This window comes from Paenibacillus sp. FSL K6-2393 (assembly GCF_038002545.1).
In the GTDB taxonomy this organism is placed as follows: domain Bacteria; phylum Bacillota; class Bacilli; order Paenibacillales; family Paenibacillaceae; genus Paenibacillus.
The window spans coordinates 5,756,134-5,771,672 of record NZ_JBBOCU010000001.1 but is presented as its reverse complement, the minus strand read 5'-3'; the positions used below and the strand labels follow the sequence as shown (position 1 = coordinate 5,771,672).

The following is a 15,539-nucleotide window of genomic DNA, read 5'->3' as shown; positions in this document are numbered from 1 at the left end:
TAAATATATCAGTTATAGAGTTGAATAGCTATAATAGCAAAGGGTGGCGAAGAAACAGTAAATATTAAAATACAGCAAAGAATGAGGAGTACGTATGGAACACGTTTTATGGACGATCTATCTTGGATTGCTTGGCACAGCATCACTATCGTATCTTATTAAAGGAAAGTATAAGTCGAGCCTTAGCAAAATCGATTTTGTCGTATCCGTTATTACATGGATAGGGTTGCTAGGATATGTAACGGAAACGGCTATTTTAAATCCTTCTTTGTGGAAAATTATTACTGTGACAGCTCTGTTATGGGATGTATTATTCGCAATGCTTTTAAAGGATAACGAAGGGGAAGAGATTTTGGATGGATTACCAATTATGACGAGGAGAGTTTGGATGTTGATAACATTAGTTATCGCGATTGGACCTCTATACTATGGGCTGTTTAGATATGCTTTCTCTTAAGTGGAGAACTTCTTATATATTTTATTAACAATGTAACTTAATGGTACAATTCTGCGTCCAAACTCTAAGAGTCAGATTATATATTAGAGTGAGAGGAGGTCTACTTTGAAATATTTCTCCTACCTCCTGATGATGTGTCTTGTCCTAATGGGTTGTTCCGATTCATCATTGGAAAGCAACGATACAGCACCATACCGAATTCAAAGAGAAGGACAGACGATGACGGCAACCAGGCAATTGGGTGAATATGAACTCCGATTAAGTGTCCAACAATTTGGTGATCACGACTTCACTTTTAAACCAGGGATAAGGTATAGGGGACAAGATGCCAACCACGAGATTTTCCATTCGAAACAGCTTTTCGATATTGATCTTCAAATGGATGGAAAGACGCTTCTCCCGTCGAGGTCAAGTACCAGTGAAGAATTGGCAACTGAATTAAAGAAAGATAGCTGGTATTCAGAAGAAGTTGAAATAATCCTTACACCGGAGCAGGTTCAATATATATCGAATGGTGAGGCCGATCTTATTCTTAATGCTGGATTTCGATCCGAACAATCTGGCTACAATGACGAGAAAAAGATGATTATAAGTGGGGAAGACATACTGTTTAAACAAGTAGATGCTGATCAAAAGGAATAAAACACCTGGTAACAACAAAAAACCAAGGCTTTGAGTGTAGTCACTCATGAGCCTTGGTTTTTACTGTGTCGTATTCTTGTTATCTGTATCCTATTAATTCTATTCTGCGCGTACTTTAAAGAATGAGATCAGTTCTTGCAGTTGCTCGGATACAACCGAGAGCTCATCGGAGGCACTCACAATGGCTGCCATGGAGGCTTCCTGCTCATCAATTGACTGCTCAATTTGTTTACTGCTGCTTGCTGCCTTACTGACATTGGCAGACAGTTCATCGGCCGTGGCAGACATTTCTTGTGTGCTTGCCGAGATCTCTTCAGTAGAACTGGAGATATCCTGGATCTGGTTTGCAACTTTATTCGTAGCAGTCAGAATATTCTCGAAGAATACACCAGTCTCTTGGGTAACTTCCAAGCCTTTGGTGACTTCCTTGGAACCCAACTGCATCGCTTCGGAAGACTGCATGATATCCCGTTGAATTTCTTCAATCAACTGTCGAATTTGCTTCGCTGATTCCTGCGATTGCTCTGCCAGGTTACGTACCTCGCCTGCAACCACTGCAAAACCTCTTCCTTCCTCACCTGCGCGGGCTGCCTCGATTGAAGCGTTAAGTGCAAGCAAGTTGGTTTGTCCGGCAATCTCCGTGATTACGTTAACAATGTTGCTAATCTGGTTCGAGTTATTTTCCAAGGACTGAATCGAGTTTGACGTATTTTGCACGGCACCGGAGATCAGGCGCATCTGCTCAATGACTTGTTGCATCACCACATTACCCGTGCTGGAGCGCTGCTCCATGCTGAGTGCTTCATCTGCTACATCGGCTGAGCTGCTGGCGATTGTCTGCACTACCGTTGACATCTCTGTCATGGCACGTGCATTCTCCACAGTGGCTTTGTCCTGTGACACCAGTCCAGTAGATATTTCCCGAATATTGGTGCTGATGGATTGAATGTTTACATTATTTTTCTCGGAAATGCCCAGTAGTTGTTTGGAAGATTCCGAGAGGTGATGCGAAGTATTCTGTACTTTATAGATGGTTGTATTGAAGCGATGGATCATCGCATTGAACTTCTCGTTGATGATACCCAGATCATCTCGCCCGGTATCGATAGTTACGTCCAGATTACCCGTGCTGACTTCTTCGATACCTTTCATCAGATTGCGGATCGGAAGCAACGTTCTTTTCAGCAAAATGAATTGCAACACCATGAACAGGATCAGGAAACCGATCAGGAACATCAAACCGTACGTGAGTAGTTCGTTCAGTCCTTTTGGAACCGCGCTTGCATCGACATCGAAGTAAAGAGCAGCGTACATGGAGCCATCTGCGTTATTAATTGGATAGATCAGAGTGGTCCAAGTTCCGTATTCATCCGTGTAGAAATCACTGAAGGCAGGCTTTCCGTCCTTTTTCATCTGTTCCAGCACTACAACGTTATTCTGAGGCAGCGGGTACATGGCACCTGCGGGCAGATTACTTTCCTCGAATGGTTCCAATAGGTTCGTTGGAATCGCGATGATGGACGTTCCGTTTCCTTGCTCAAGTTCTGAACCAAAAATGTACGCTTGCGCGATGTTTGGATAGAATTCATGGATGGAATCGAGATAAGCTTTCATTTCCAGCTGTACAGGACCGGAGTAGCTTTTTTCCTTAGCCGCTTCTGCCACTTTGGCAGTGTCGAGATCATCGTACCATTTCTGGGTGATGACGGTAGCCTGATCGTGCAACTGTTCAACCAGAATGTTTTTTTGCAGCTGGTAAGCCGCAGTAATCAGGATAATACCAATCAAGGTGATGCTACCAAACGAGATCACCAAATTTTTAATGAAGAAAGGCATGGTACTCCAGCGAAGCTTAGTTAACAAGATTGTTCACTCCTTCTACGATTGTGACGAAGGACTTATCCTGGTGTTGTACACGCTATGTAATTATTAACTTGAAAAATGTGAAATCGTCCCTAAATAACCTATCTGATCAAATTCTTTTTTGTTTCTAAAAGTTTTTCATAATGAGTTTTGCTATTCACGTATATGAACTCCAGGTAAGTTCTACTCTTCAGATATATCGTTATAAAGGCATACTAATGTTAGATATTTGCAACAAAATAGGACTTATGAACCGGTTCCAAGGTTATATTTGCGCTTTTTTCATTATATTTCTTGTATATCCATGAAAATTTCATAGTGATACATACTATTTATTTTTATGGTTTATCGCGTTTAAGATTCACTAAAGGTTCATCCCCTAACATGTTTACATAAGCCACAGTTGCTTAACAGAAACCAAGAAGGAGGATTCATCACTTGAATATTTTATTACGAAAAGCTGCAGTAACGGCATTATCCGTGACCATGGTAACGTCATCTTTTGGGCTGATCGGAAGTCCGAATGCAGCATATGCTGCAGAAAGTACAGCGACAACCACGAGTGCAGGCGTGACGCAAGCTTATGAATCGTTGTTCCAGACGGATAACGTCATTGACGTGAATGTAACGATTGATGATGCAGACTGGAAGAGCATGCTCGAAAGTCCGCTGGATAAGGATTATAAGAATGTTAGTGTGGAAGTGGACGGCAACAAGCTGGACAACGTCGGTTTCTCCACCAAGGGCAATCTGACCCTGAAAGCCGTAGCCTCAATGGAAGATTCGAACCGTTACAGCTTCAGACTGAAGTTTGATAAATACGACAAAACACAAACGCTGCTTGGACTGGACAAAATGGTACTGAACAACAACTACGCCGATCCGTCGTATATGCGTGAAGTTCTTCACTATGAAGCACTGCGGAGTATTGGCATGGATGTACCAATGACAAACTATGTTAATCTGTACGTTAACGGCGAGCTGGTGGGTTTCTATACTGGCGTTGAAGCAGTAGATGACAGCTATCTGGAGCGCAACTACGGTGAGGATTACGAAGAAGGCGTCCTCTATGATACGGATGAGAAGAGTTATCTTCAATATGAAGAGGGCAGTGACTACAGTACAATCACCAAAGACTTGGGTACGGATAAGGACAAAACCAAACTCAAAACCTTCATCCAAACGCTGAACGAGATGCCAGAAGGTGAAAAAGGCGATATTGAAAGTGTACTGGACGTAGATTCAGCACTTCAATATATTGCAGGCAACATGGTTTTTGGCAACTATGACAGCTATAACGGCGACAAAGGACACAACTACATGCTCTACAGTGATGCCGATGGCAAGTTCACCGTTGTTCCTTGGGACTTTAACATGTCCTTCAACGGGTACTCGGGTGGAGGCGGACGTGGCACAACAACCGGATCAACCACGACCAACACCAACGCAACAAACGTATCTGTGGACGAGCCCGTACTGGGCATTAACATGGAAAATGTACCGATGATTAATAACCTGCTTGCTGTACCGGAGTATAAGGAAAAATATTTGAGCTACGTCAATGAACTGACGGACTATATGGAAGGCATTCAGGATCGTATTACTGGCCTTGCCAATGAGATTCGTCCTTATGTAGAAGCAGATCCTACGAAATTTTATACGACAGAACAATTTGAATCCAACATTGCTTATTCTACAAATGCAGATGCAGCAGGTGGTATGGGCGGTACACCACCAGAAGGATTTGAAGGCATGACCCCACCTGAGGGTATGGAAGGTATGACGCCGCCTGAAGGTTTCGAAGGAATGACACCTCCAGATGGAACAACACCTCCAACTCAGCCGGGTGCTGCAACTGGAAATGGTACAACAGATGCAACAACGGGTACAGATAATACGCAGACACGCCCTAGTGGTAACTTTGGCGGTGGGGGCGGAGGCATGGGCTCCATGGCAGCCGGGTCACTGACGACATTTGCACTGAACCGTCTTGTGAACCTGCAAGAGCAACTTGGACGTGAAGTAACACCGCTGCCTGAGACTTCGGAAGAGACAGGTTCGAATACCTCATCCGGAACAAACGACAAAACCATTACCGTAACACTCGATGGTAAATCGATCACATTCCCGGATCAGGACCCGCTGCAGCAAAGTGGCCGAGTGATGGTGCCTGTGAACGCAATCCTCGAAGCGATGGGTGCAGAAGTGACTTGGGACAAAACGGCGAAGACGGTAACAGCGGTTCTGAATGACCAGACCCTTGTGCTCAAGATCGGAAGCAGCACGGCAACCGTAAATGGAGAGACACTCGAAATTGATGCACCAGCGATCATTCAAAACAGTCGCACACTCGTGCCTGTACGCTTCATCTCAGAAGGACTGGGACTTACCGTGGACTGGGATCAAACCGCTGCACAAGTAAGCCTTACATCCAAATAAGAAATATCTCCTGCAGATCAACGTTGTTGTATGGAGAACGAGAAAAGGGATTCGATGGTCAGATCGAATCCCTTTTTGTTCTGCTTTTCAGGTTAGACGGAGCGAACATCCAGCAAAATCCGGCCTCGTCCATGTCTGGCCTCACTTTTGGCATGCGCTTGATTCGCTTCACTTAAAGGGAAGATGGAATCAATCTCTGAACGGAGGGAACCGTTAGCGATTAGCTGAGCAATCGTGTACAGGTCCTCTGATGTCGGGAATTTGGAATTAAACTTGGCTGTAACGCTATACTGCGCTGCTTTTTCGGCAGAAGGCAGTTGAGTTAACGATACCAGTTTGCCCCCAGGCACTTAAATATGTGGTTGGCAACATAAATGAGCGGAAATATTTTTAGTACTACCTCTATATGAATTTAGACATATCCAATTTCTCTTTCTAGATTGTTTAAATTACCAGACAGCAGATCATTCTCACATAATTACGGAGAAAGAGGAAAAACTTTGATTTTTAATTTCGATTACTGTGATAAATGTCACTGAAATATTATAAATATTGTGAACACTCCTACCGATAAGACTATAGTGATATTCGAAACGGAATCGAAATTGGCTTGGATATCCCCACAATTACATAGGGAAAAGGGTGGCTCACACACATGCGAAGCATGAGCATCGGTACCAAAATCAGTTTGATCGTTATCAGTATATTTATCGTCTTCTCTTCAGCCGTGGCGGTAAGTGTAATCCTGGAGATGAAGCAGGGGATCACGACATTTGCTACAGAGAAGGCAAAGCGAGATTTGGAGATGGCGAATCGTATCATTACATATAAGCATCCAGGAGATTGGGCCATTAAGGATGGACAATTATTCAAGGGAGATACCGCGCTGGAAGGCAACTTCGAACTGGTGGATGAGATTGGACAAGCATCCGGGGACACGGTAACGATCTTCCGAGGTGACGAACGTGTTGCTACGAATGTTATGGCGGACGGGGAGCGCGCTGTCGGCACGAAGGTATCGGCAGAGGTCGCTCAGACCGTTTTGCAGCAAGGGGAAAAATATTTCGGTGAAGCCGTGGTTGTAGGTCAGAAATATCAGACGGCCTATGAACCAATTAAGAACGCGTCCGGAGAGATTATCGGGATTTTCTATGTAGGGGCTTCTCAATCGTTAATTGATGTGATTATCTCTTCGTTCCTCAAGACGTTCCTGATCGTATTCCTGCTCGCGATGTTGGTCGCGATTACCCTGATCCTGTTGTACGTTCGCAGGGTGAGAGTGAGGATCGAACGGGTATCCGTGGCGATTAAGCGTGCGGGTACGGGCGATTTCACACAGCCAGTTGTGGACAACGTCCAAGACGAGATTGGCATGCTGGGAACGGGATACAATGAGATGAGAAGTAATCTGCAGGTCATCATTCAGGGTGGCCTTCAGGCTGCGGAGAAAGCAGAGCATTCGACCGGGCTGCTACTGAAGATTGCGGATCAAACGGCCAAAGAATCCGCGCAGATTGCATCCTCTGTTGAACAAGTCGCACAAGGAGCCGAGAGTCAGACAATTAGTACGGAAGAAAATCTGCAGGCCATGGAAGAAGTGGCCATAGGCGTACAAAGTATGGCGGACAAGGCCTCCAGCATCTCGGACGCTGCTTTGTATTCACGTAAACAGGCAGAAACCGGAGGTGAAGCGGTGCAACTTACCGTTCAGCAGATGTCTACGATTGAATCTTCCGTTACCACAACGGATGAAGTCATTCGTATGCTGGAAGGGAAGTCGGCACAGATTAGTCAGATGGTTACCACCATTCATGAGATTGCGAATCAAACGAATCTGCTCGCCCTCAATGCATCCATTGAAGCGGCAAGAGCTGGGGAGCATGGCAGAGGATTTGCCGTGGTATCTACCGAGGTTCGTAAACTGGCTGAACAAGCTGGAGAATCTTCAGATCGAATTGAAGAACTCGTCGAAGCCATGGAACAAGATATGCAGCAATCGCTATCGGCCATGTCGAGAGTGAAGGACGAAGTACAGGAAGGACTGCGCTTGACCCGGGAAACGGAGCAAAACTTCAGCCTGATCCGGGATACAAACCTGCGTATTGCTACAGAGATTGAGGACATGGCTGCGACGAGTGAAGAGATGTCCGCAGGTGTGGAGCAGATTGTGGCTTCTGTGCATGAGATCGCTCGCCATGCGCAGACGGCCAGTACCAATTCACAGCAGGCTGCCAGATCTGTTCATGAACAGCTCCAGTCGGTAGAGCAGATCAAGGCATCTGCGGCTATTTTGTCCGCTGTGTCGACAGAGCTCCAGACCTCACTTAGTCCGTTTAAGATTTAATATCTGTTACAATAGGGAAAAGGAGGGACTACAATATGGCCCCTGATAAAACAAAACTTTTCCCAAATGAGAATATCCGTACGGTATGTTACATTCAAAACCTGCCGCCGCGTTCCAACGTGGACATTGGTGATTATACGTATTATAGCGATAACACAAATCCGCCAGAGCAATTCTATGACCGGATACAGCATCATTATGACTTTATTGGTGATCGCCTGGTCATTGGCAAGTTCTGTGCAATTGCGGAAGGTGTGACATTCATTATGAATGGCGCGAATCATCGGATGGAGGGCATGACCACATATCCGTTCAACATTTTTGGTGGAGGATGGGAGCGTGTGACACCTACACTGGAACAACTTCCATATAAGGGTGACACGGTACTGGGGAACGATGTATGGCTTGGACAAAATGTGACGATCATGCCTGGTATCACGATTGGAGACGGGGCAATCGTTGCCTCCAATTCAACCGTTGTTAAGGACATTGAACCCTATACGATTGTTGGTGGTAATCCAGCCAAGACTGTTAAAAAGCGTTTTGACAAAGAGACGATTGCACTGCTGCTGGAATTGAAGTGGTGGGATCAGGATGAGGAATGGCTGGATACACATTTGGAACGTCTTGTCTCTACATATGATCTACAGATCTTGCGCGAACTTCTGAACAACGAATAGGATGGTTGTGCATTGTGCATAGAAGACAAAAAAAGCTGGTTCCTGAAGGAGCCGGCTTCCAAGCAAATCAGGCCCTGGACCGTTTTGAGCGGATCAGGGCCTCTTGTTGTCCAAGATGAAATGTTAATTTAGCGGGTGGGTGGTCGTAGGTTGCAATCAGACTGTACTGATGGGGGTTTTAAATGAGTATGAGCTTCTGCGTGATCCGGGTTTGTCTGTTTGCCTGAATAAAAGTTAATGATATCATCAACGGTAGTAAACACGACATTTAAATCCATATTATCATTGTGTGTTTGAATAAAAACCTCTTTTCAATAAGTTGTTACGTGGTTTAATTTAAAGCTTCTTTCATGCTTAAGCCTGCTGTGAATACAGGAACTTTACCTGCAGGTAATTGAATTTCTTTGCCTGTTTTCCGGCTTCTTCCCGTTCTTGCCTCACGTTTCTGTACTTCAAATTTCCCAAATCCAACCAGTTGAACTTCTTTACCTTCTTTGAGAGCTTCGAGAATTGAGTCCAATACAACGGTTACAGCCTTTTCAGCATTCTTCTTGGAGAAACCGCCAGCCTTGGCTACTTCTGTGATCAATTGTTCTTTATCCATGGGGAATACCTCGCTTTCATTCTTGGGATGTGGAAACTTTGCTGTGACACATATGAGTAAATAAAAAGCTGCCTTATTAATAAGGCAGCTTTCATATAATTAAAGTTTAGTAACGTTCTCAGCTTGTGGTCCACGGTTACCTTGAGTTACTTCAAATTGAACGCGTTGACCTTCGTCCAAAGATTTGTAACCTTCACCTTGAATTGCACTGAAATGAACGAATACGTCTGTTCCTTCTTCAGTTTCGATAAAGCCGAATCCTTTATCCGCGTTGAACCATTTCACTGTACCTGTTTGCATGTGATTCCTCCAAAAAATAAGTTTTTAGCCGATCATTATGACGAGTATAATTTAAAATTGACACTCACCTGGTGCATTTAAACCACGAACTTGATGTCCGCTAATGTATCGATTAATATTATAATACCATGTCCGCTAATATAAGTCAAGATTTGGAGGTATTTTCTAATGAATCAGTCATCAGGCATATCGGTGCAGCGGGAACCGACGATAGAAGAATTCATTCATATGCTTACCAATGAGGATGAATTGCATCCCAAAACCGTGAAGGAATATGCAAGTGATCTGAAGCACTTTATCGAATGGTACAAGGAAAGCACCATGCTTAGCGAAGAAATGACATTGCGAATCGAAGACGTAGATACATCCACTTTAGTCAACTATCGCGAAGATGCACACAAAGTTATGTTATTGAAGCCAGCCACCATTAACCGGAGGTTGATTACGCTGAAGCGTTTTTTCAAATGGGCTGTCTTGGAATCCAGGCTTAGTCATGACCCTTCCAAACCATTAAAATTCATTCCGGAAGACAAAGTCAGTCCACGCCGAATGACATCCGAAGAAGAGCAGGCATTCCTCGCGGCAGTGGAGAACGGTAATTCCCTTCGTGATCAGACCATCTTGACCCTTATGTTTCACACAGGCTTGCGAACGATGGAGGTATGCAACCTCAAGCCTCATGATATCGAACTAGGTAGACGAAGCGGTCACCTGACAGTTAGAGCCGATAAACGCAACGTGCAACGTATGATCCCTTTGAAGATGCAGTGTATTGTAATGTTGAATCAGTACTTATCTGATCTAGCTACCGATACTGCTTACCTTTTCCCTTCAGAGAAGACAAACGATCGTTTAACGGAGAGAGCATTGCGCCACCTGATTAAAAAAGTAATGATAGCAGCAGGGCTGGAAGGACTGAGTTCACACGACCTGCGTCATCGTTTTGGTTACGCCATGGCTGAGCATACGCCACTGCACCGCTTGGCCGAGATAATGGGACACACCAACCCAGATACAACAATGATTTATTTTAAAGCATTAAGTTCGAATCATCGTAGAGAACAAGAATGATGACTCTGAATTATAGTCAGAATCAAAACACCTCTTATTAGAAGTACTTCGAAATTTCCCGTGTTTGTATTACTTTAACCTACCCTTAGCATTCATATACTATCTTACACATTTCACTTAGGCAGTGCCCGACAGGGTTGCCTTACCTCCAATAAAGAAAGCGATTACATATCCCTGATAATATTGTATATTATGATGGCAACCTTGGAACAGATCAACATGATCCCTTTGCGTTTTGCTTTAATTCGGTGGGCAATAAGAAATCAAATGATTCACAATGCTACATATATTATTCGTTGCTAGGGCATAAGGCCCGTCATAAAAGGGAGGAATCCAAACGTGTACCGGGTACTGCTGGTGGATGATGAAGAAGATGTGCGTGAGGGACTTGTTGTAGAGGTCGATTGGGAAGCGCTCGATCTGCGGATTGTCGGTTTGGCTGAGAATGGGCGGGAAGCATTGGAGATGGCGGAGCGGGTAGAGCCGGACATTGTGGTGACGGATATCAGCATGCCATTCATGAATGGTCTGGAACTCGCACAAAGATTGAGGAAGCGTAATCCACTCGTGAAGGTGGTCATTTTGACTGGATATGATGAATTTGATTATGCGAGGCAAGCCATCTCGTTAAGTGTGGATGAATATCTGCTGAAGCCGTTCTCGGCAGGACACCTCACCGAATTGCTCACAAGACTGCGCGCCCAGATGGCGGCTGAAGTAGCCGAGCGTGAAGATGTACAGCAACTGCGTGAGCACTATCATACCAGCTTGCCCTTACTGCAGGCAGATCTGATGGCGACCTTGCTCCATCGGCAGAAATCTTCGACATATATTCATAGCAAAGCCAAACAATGCGGATTGGATCTGACAGGAGAACGCTATGGGGTGTCCGTATTGACGCTGCACATGGATGGGGATGTGCAGAAGCAGAAAACTGAGGGAGTATTCAACGAGCTTCCACAGCGACATAACAAAACAACATCCGAGGTAGCGGATCAGTCTGAGATATTTGTTCCCGGAGGTTCCTTGCGTCAATCTGAGGATGCTGAATTGAAACGCTTTGCTGCACTTAACATTGCCGCAGAAGTCTGGGCGGAGCATGGGGCTGGTCATGCCTTTATGCATCAGGAGACGATTGTCCTGCTCTATGTGGATCGCTCGGGCGGTACAGATGGAGCGAAGCGGCAACAGAAGGCATTGGAAAATGTGATGCGCAGTATCAACCACTATTTACGTATCCCGGCTACGGTGGGATCTGGTCAGATTGTGGATACACTCGCGGATGTGAATCATGCCTATGAAGATGCCCTGCTGGCATTGGATTATCGGCTTGTGCCCGGGACGGATTCAATCATATACATCGCGGACGTGGAGCGACAGACAGCGGGCAAACTACGGTTCGACGAGTTGAAGCAGCAGACACTAACACGTTGTCTGAAGGCGGGTACGCAGGCAGAGCTGGAGGAAGCACTTGCGATCATTTTCCGGGAAATTACCGTGGAGCACGGGCGAAGTGATATTCAGCTCTATCTGATTGAAGTATTAACAACAGTATGGAAGGCCGCACAGGCATCAGGGGAAGAAATGGAAGACATCTTTGGTGCAGGGTTCCAGTTATATGCGGATTTGTTCCGACTGCCGGGTCTTACTGAGGCACAGAAGAAGGTACGGGAGGTCTGTCTACTCGTACAACATCGCATTGCCAGCGGTCGCCAGCATGTATACAAGGATATTGTTGAGCAGGCATTAGTCTTCACCAAAGAGCATTATGCCGACCCGGACCTGTCCATTCAGAAGGTGTGCGGACATCTGCATATCAGTTCAGGTTATTTTTGTGGCATTTTCAAAAAAGAAGTGCAACTTACCTTCCTGCAGTACCTGATGCAGATTCGAATGGAGGCAGCGCGTGAACTGCTTCGCTCGACAGAGCTGAAGTCATTTGAGATTGCGGAGCAGGTTGGCTTTGCTGAACCCAATTACTTCAGTTTTTGTTTCAAAAAACATATTGGCGTCTCGCCCAAAGAATATCGTAAACAGGCTTCCCAGGCGGCAAATGAAGGTTCGATCCGATGAAGTTCTTTTCGAGATGGGTGAAGTCTACCGGACTTCAATTACGCTCTCGTCTGCGTTCGTCCAGAGTCAGCAGTATCCGGTTTATTATTACGTGGTCCTTCTCTGTCTTCATTGTTCTGGTGCTGACCATCATGGCGATGCTTCTGCATGACAAGTTCACCCAGGCTGCCGAGCGAAGTGCCGAACTGACGACGAGGCAGATTGTGGATCAGGTCAGTTATAACCTGGAGGATTACGTCCGCAGTATGTCTCATCTGTACCGTGCCATTGAGGAACACATGCTGCGTGACGGGACATGGGAAGGGGAACTGGTGGACAAACAGCTCGACACACTGCTCAGCAGTCGTGAAGATATCATCTCGATTACTCTGCTTGATTCCACGGGGAAATTGCTCAAGAACCGACCTACAGCCAAATTAAAACCGAGTGCCCATGTGACACAGCAAGGGTGGTTTCAGTCTGCGCTTCGTGTGCCGGATCACTTGAGTTTCTCGTTACCTCATATTCAGAACATGTACACAGGCCCATATAAATGGGTCGTTTCCATGAGCAAAGGCATAACGATACGGCAAAATGGTCAGGAACGGCAGGTTATTTTGCTGGTCGATATCAATTTCAAACAGATGGATGAACTGAGCCGTCGGGTCAGTCTGGGGCAACGAGGATACGTGTATATCATCGATGAGAGTGCGGGCAATATCGTGTACCATCCGCAGCAGCAATTGATGTATATGGGACTCAAAAGCGAGAATATCGAACAGGCTTTGGTCGCTTCCGGCAGTTACGAAGATGAAGCAGATGGACAGAAAAGGCTGAATACCGTGAAGTCCGTTGCCAATATCGGGTGGAAAATCGTCGGTGTTGCTTATCTGGATGAGATTATGACGACTCGTCAGGAAGTGAACGGATATCTCATTCGTGTATTGATCGTTGTACTGGTGCTGGTCATTCTCGTCTCGCTGTTCTTATCCTCCAGTCTGACTCGTCCGATTCGGCGAATGGAACGTAAGATGAAGGCCGTAGAGCGCGGGGATTTCAACGTGGAGTTGCCTATTGAAGGGCCGCTGGAGGTTGAACGACTATCTCGTCGCTTCAACCTGATGGTTAATAAAATCAGGACCCTGATGGATGAGATTATCCACGAACAGGAACAGAAGCGGCGTCTGGAGCTGGAAGCCTTGCAGGCCCAGATCAATCCGCATTTTTTGTACAATACGCTGAATTCCGTGGTTCGCATGGTAGGTATGAGCCGTAATGAGGAAGTGATCACGATGATCACGTCTCTTTCCCGCCTGTTCCGCATCAGTCTAAGTCAAGGTAAAACGATTATCACGATCAGGGAAGAGCTGGAGCATGCGCAGCATTATTTGACGATTCAACAGATGAGGTTTAAGCGCAAATTCAACTTTACCATCCATGCAGATGAGACGCTCCTGGAATGCCTGACATTAAAGCTAGTGCTCCAACCCCTGATTGAGAACGCCATTGTTCATGGCATCGAGTACCACATGGACGAAGGACGTATTGAGATCGATGTTTATCGTGAGGACAACAAGCTGGTGTTTCGCATTACAGATAATGGGGTCGGCATGACGGAAGAACAGATGTCGGGATTACTAAGTGGTCTTCCTGTGGTCAAAAGCGGTGCAGGCTCCGGCGTAGCGGTACGCAACGTCCATGACCGAATCCGGCTCTATTATGGGGAGGGGTTCGGACTTGAATTTGCAAGTGAGCTGGAAGAAGGCACCACGGTCTGGCTTCGGATCCCCATTCAATCGCAGCAGAAGGAGGACGAGCCTGATGGCAGACAACCAAGTGAATAGGCACGATGACCATAGAGTTAAAGGATTGAATATTCGTACTTTTTGGAAAAAGGTTGCTGCGAGCTTCCCTGGAATTCGGCAACGTCGGTTAGTAACCCTGACAGCTGCAAGCTGCTGCTGTCTGCTCATGTGCAGCGCCTGTGGCTTATCGAGTCCCGATGCTATGGCAGTAGAACCACGTATCGCGCTGATTACGCCAGCTGGGACAGGGGAACTTGCGGAAGCTATCCGGCTCGGCGCCGAAGCGGCTGCCAAAGAGAACGGAGCGGAACTGATTACCGTGGAAGCATACCCTTCCGATGGTGATGTGTACACGCCTGCCATTCTGGACTCTACTGGAAGTCAGATGCAGGTCAAACAGGCAAATATCAACAGCCAAAGGTTGTCTCGCAGTGCGCGAGAGCAGGCTCAAGTGGAGGCCGCCGTATCGGCTCTGAAGCAGAGGGCATCAGCTCTATTGGTTGATCCCCTAAGTGAGAAGGCACTTAGTGACATCATTCAGGAGGCACAGACAACGAATTCCATTGGAACCATTGTTCCTGTTATTGTGCTTAACGATGAATTTCCCGTGAAAGGCATCACCAGCGTCATCTCCATTGATAATGTGGAGGCTGGACGGCAGGCAGGGCAGGCCATGGCGGAGCTGTTGGAAGGGAAAGGGCATGTTGCCTTATTGGGCCCGGACCCTCTTAATTCTGGTCTGATTCAGAGAGAGCATGGGGTTATGGAAGCCTTGGAACAGTATCCTGATATTCAAGTGGAACCCAAATCAATATGTAATACACGGGATGGATGTTGGCAGACTGCGAAGCAATTGCTGGACCAGCAGGAGGTGGATGGCTTCATTACTCTTCAGGAACCCGCTTCTCTAGGGGCAGCCGATGAACTGAATCGACGCAAATCTGCGGACAAGGTAAGGATTGTTGGATTTGGCAGTGAACAACAGCAACTGGAGCAATTGCAAGAAGGGGTCTTTGATCATCTCATCGTCCAGAATGGATACAGTGCAGGTTATCTGGGATTAAATCAAGCCGTTGCGCGGCTGAACAATCAACAGGTGCAAGCGAGAGTGTTACTTGAGACCAAGCTGGTTAGTACAGACAATATGTTCTGGATGGATAACCAGAAGCTATTGTTTCCTTTTGTACAATGAACGAGTGCCGGAACGAATGCTGAATGAAGAAATTAAAGTGTTTGTTAACTTGAGGAAGATTTCGATAGAACAGGTGAAGATATTGTATTC

Annotated in this window: 13 protein-coding genes; 9 read left to right on the top strand and 4 right to left on the bottom strand. The window is 46.0% G+C overall.

Annotated features, from left to right (window positions below; genetic code table 11):
• Positions 1-94: 94 nt before the first annotated feature.
• Both MHI14_RS25685 and MHI14_RS25680 read left to right on the top strand, forming a co-directional pair.
• The gene (locus MHI14_RS25685; RefSeq protein WP_091034290.1) at positions 95-457 is read left to right on the top strand and encodes a hypothetical protein; all 363 of its coding nucleotides are present in this window, start codon (positions 95-97) and stop codon (positions 455-457) included.
• 105 nt (positions 458-562) lie between these two features.
• Positions 563-1,099, top strand: a complete 537-nt coding sequence (locus MHI14_RS25680) for a hypothetical protein (protein WP_341131527.1) — start codon at positions 563-565, stop codon at positions 1,097-1,099.
• A 99-nt stretch (positions 1,100-1,198) separates the two neighbouring features.
• Here the strand turns inward: MHI14_RS25680 and MHI14_RS25675 are convergent, their stop codons facing one another.
• Positions 1,199-2,935 (bottom strand): methyl-accepting chemotaxis protein, encoded by a 1,737-nt coding sequence (locus tag MHI14_RS25675; protein WP_091035139.1) that lies wholly within the window; start codon positions 2,933-2,935, stop codon positions 1,199-1,201.
• Positions 2,936-3,400: 465 nt separating this feature from the next.
• Between MHI14_RS25675 and MHI14_RS25670 the strand changes: the two genes are divergently transcribed.
• Positions 3,401-5,401: a CotH kinase family protein gene (locus MHI14_RS25670; RefSeq protein ID WP_341131526.1), complete on the top strand. Its 2,001-nt coding sequence runs from the start codon at positions 3,401-3,403 to the stop codon at positions 5,399-5,401.
• Between the two features lie 92 nt (positions 5,402-5,493).
• Here MHI14_RS25670 and MHI14_RS25665 read toward each other — a convergent pair whose 3' ends face one another.
• Positions 5,494-5,751 carry a zinc-binding dehydrogenase gene (locus tag MHI14_RS25665; protein ID WP_105600904.1) on the bottom strand — a complete coding sequence of 86 codons (258 nt, stop codon included), beginning with the start codon at positions 5,749-5,751 and terminating at the stop codon, positions 5,494-5,496.
• A 305-nt stretch (positions 5,752-6,056) separates the two neighbouring features.
• Between MHI14_RS25665 and MHI14_RS25660 the strand changes: the two genes are divergently transcribed.
• On the top strand, positions 6,057-7,745 hold the full coding sequence (locus MHI14_RS25660; protein WP_341131525.1) for a methyl-accepting chemotaxis protein: 1,689 nt from the start codon (positions 6,057-6,059) through the stop codon (positions 7,743-7,745).
• Positions 7,746-7,780: 35 nt separating this feature from the next.
• Positions 7,781-8,425: a Vat family streptogramin A O-acetyltransferase gene (locus MHI14_RS25655; protein WP_289391331.1), complete on the top strand. Its 645-nt coding sequence runs from the start codon at positions 7,781-7,783 to the stop codon at positions 8,423-8,425.
• A 331-nt stretch (positions 8,426-8,756) separates the two neighbouring features.
• On the opposite strand, the gene MHI14_RS25650 is transcribed toward MHI14_RS25655, so the two are convergent.
• On the bottom strand, positions 8,757-9,029 hold the full coding sequence (locus MHI14_RS25650; RefSeq protein ID WP_036606368.1) for an HU family DNA-binding protein: 273 nt from the start codon (positions 9,027-9,029) through the stop codon (positions 8,757-8,759).
• Between the two features lie 99 nt (positions 9,030-9,128).
• Entirely contained in the window at positions 9,129-9,329 is a 201-nt protein-coding gene (locus MHI14_RS25645; RefSeq protein ID WP_017690333.1) for a cold-shock protein, read from the bottom strand.
• A 168-nt stretch (positions 9,330-9,497) separates the two neighbouring features.
• Between MHI14_RS25645 and MHI14_RS25640 the strand changes: the two genes are divergently transcribed.
• The 4 genes from MHI14_RS25640 to MHI14_RS25625 all read left to right on the top strand — a co-directional run bounded on the left by MHI14_RS25640 (position 9,498) and on the right by MHI14_RS25625 (position 15,449).
• Complete coding sequence (locus MHI14_RS25640; protein ID WP_341131524.1) at positions 9,498-10,400, top strand: tyrosine-type recombinase/integrase; 903 nt, start codon at positions 9,498-9,500, stop codon at positions 10,398-10,400.
• A 339-nt stretch (positions 10,401-10,739) separates the two neighbouring features.
• On the top strand, positions 10,740-12,473 hold the full coding sequence (locus MHI14_RS25635) for a response regulator (RefSeq protein WP_341131523.1): 1,734 nt from the start codon (positions 10,740-10,742) through the stop codon (positions 12,471-12,473).
• Positions 12,470-14,296, top strand: a complete 1,827-nt coding sequence (locus MHI14_RS25630) for a sensor histidine kinase (RefSeq protein WP_341131522.1) — start codon at positions 12,470-12,472, stop codon at positions 14,294-14,296. The genes MHI14_RS25635 and MHI14_RS25630 overlap by 4 nt, the downstream gene beginning before the upstream one ends.
• The gene (locus tag MHI14_RS25625) at positions 14,274-15,449 is read left to right on the top strand and encodes a substrate-binding domain-containing protein (protein ID WP_341131521.1); all 1,176 of its coding nucleotides are present in this window, start codon (positions 14,274-14,276) and stop codon (positions 15,447-15,449) included. Before MHI14_RS25630 ends, MHI14_RS25625 begins: the two co-directional genes overlap by 23 nt.
• The last annotated feature ends 90 nt before the right edge of the window (positions 15,450-15,539 follow it).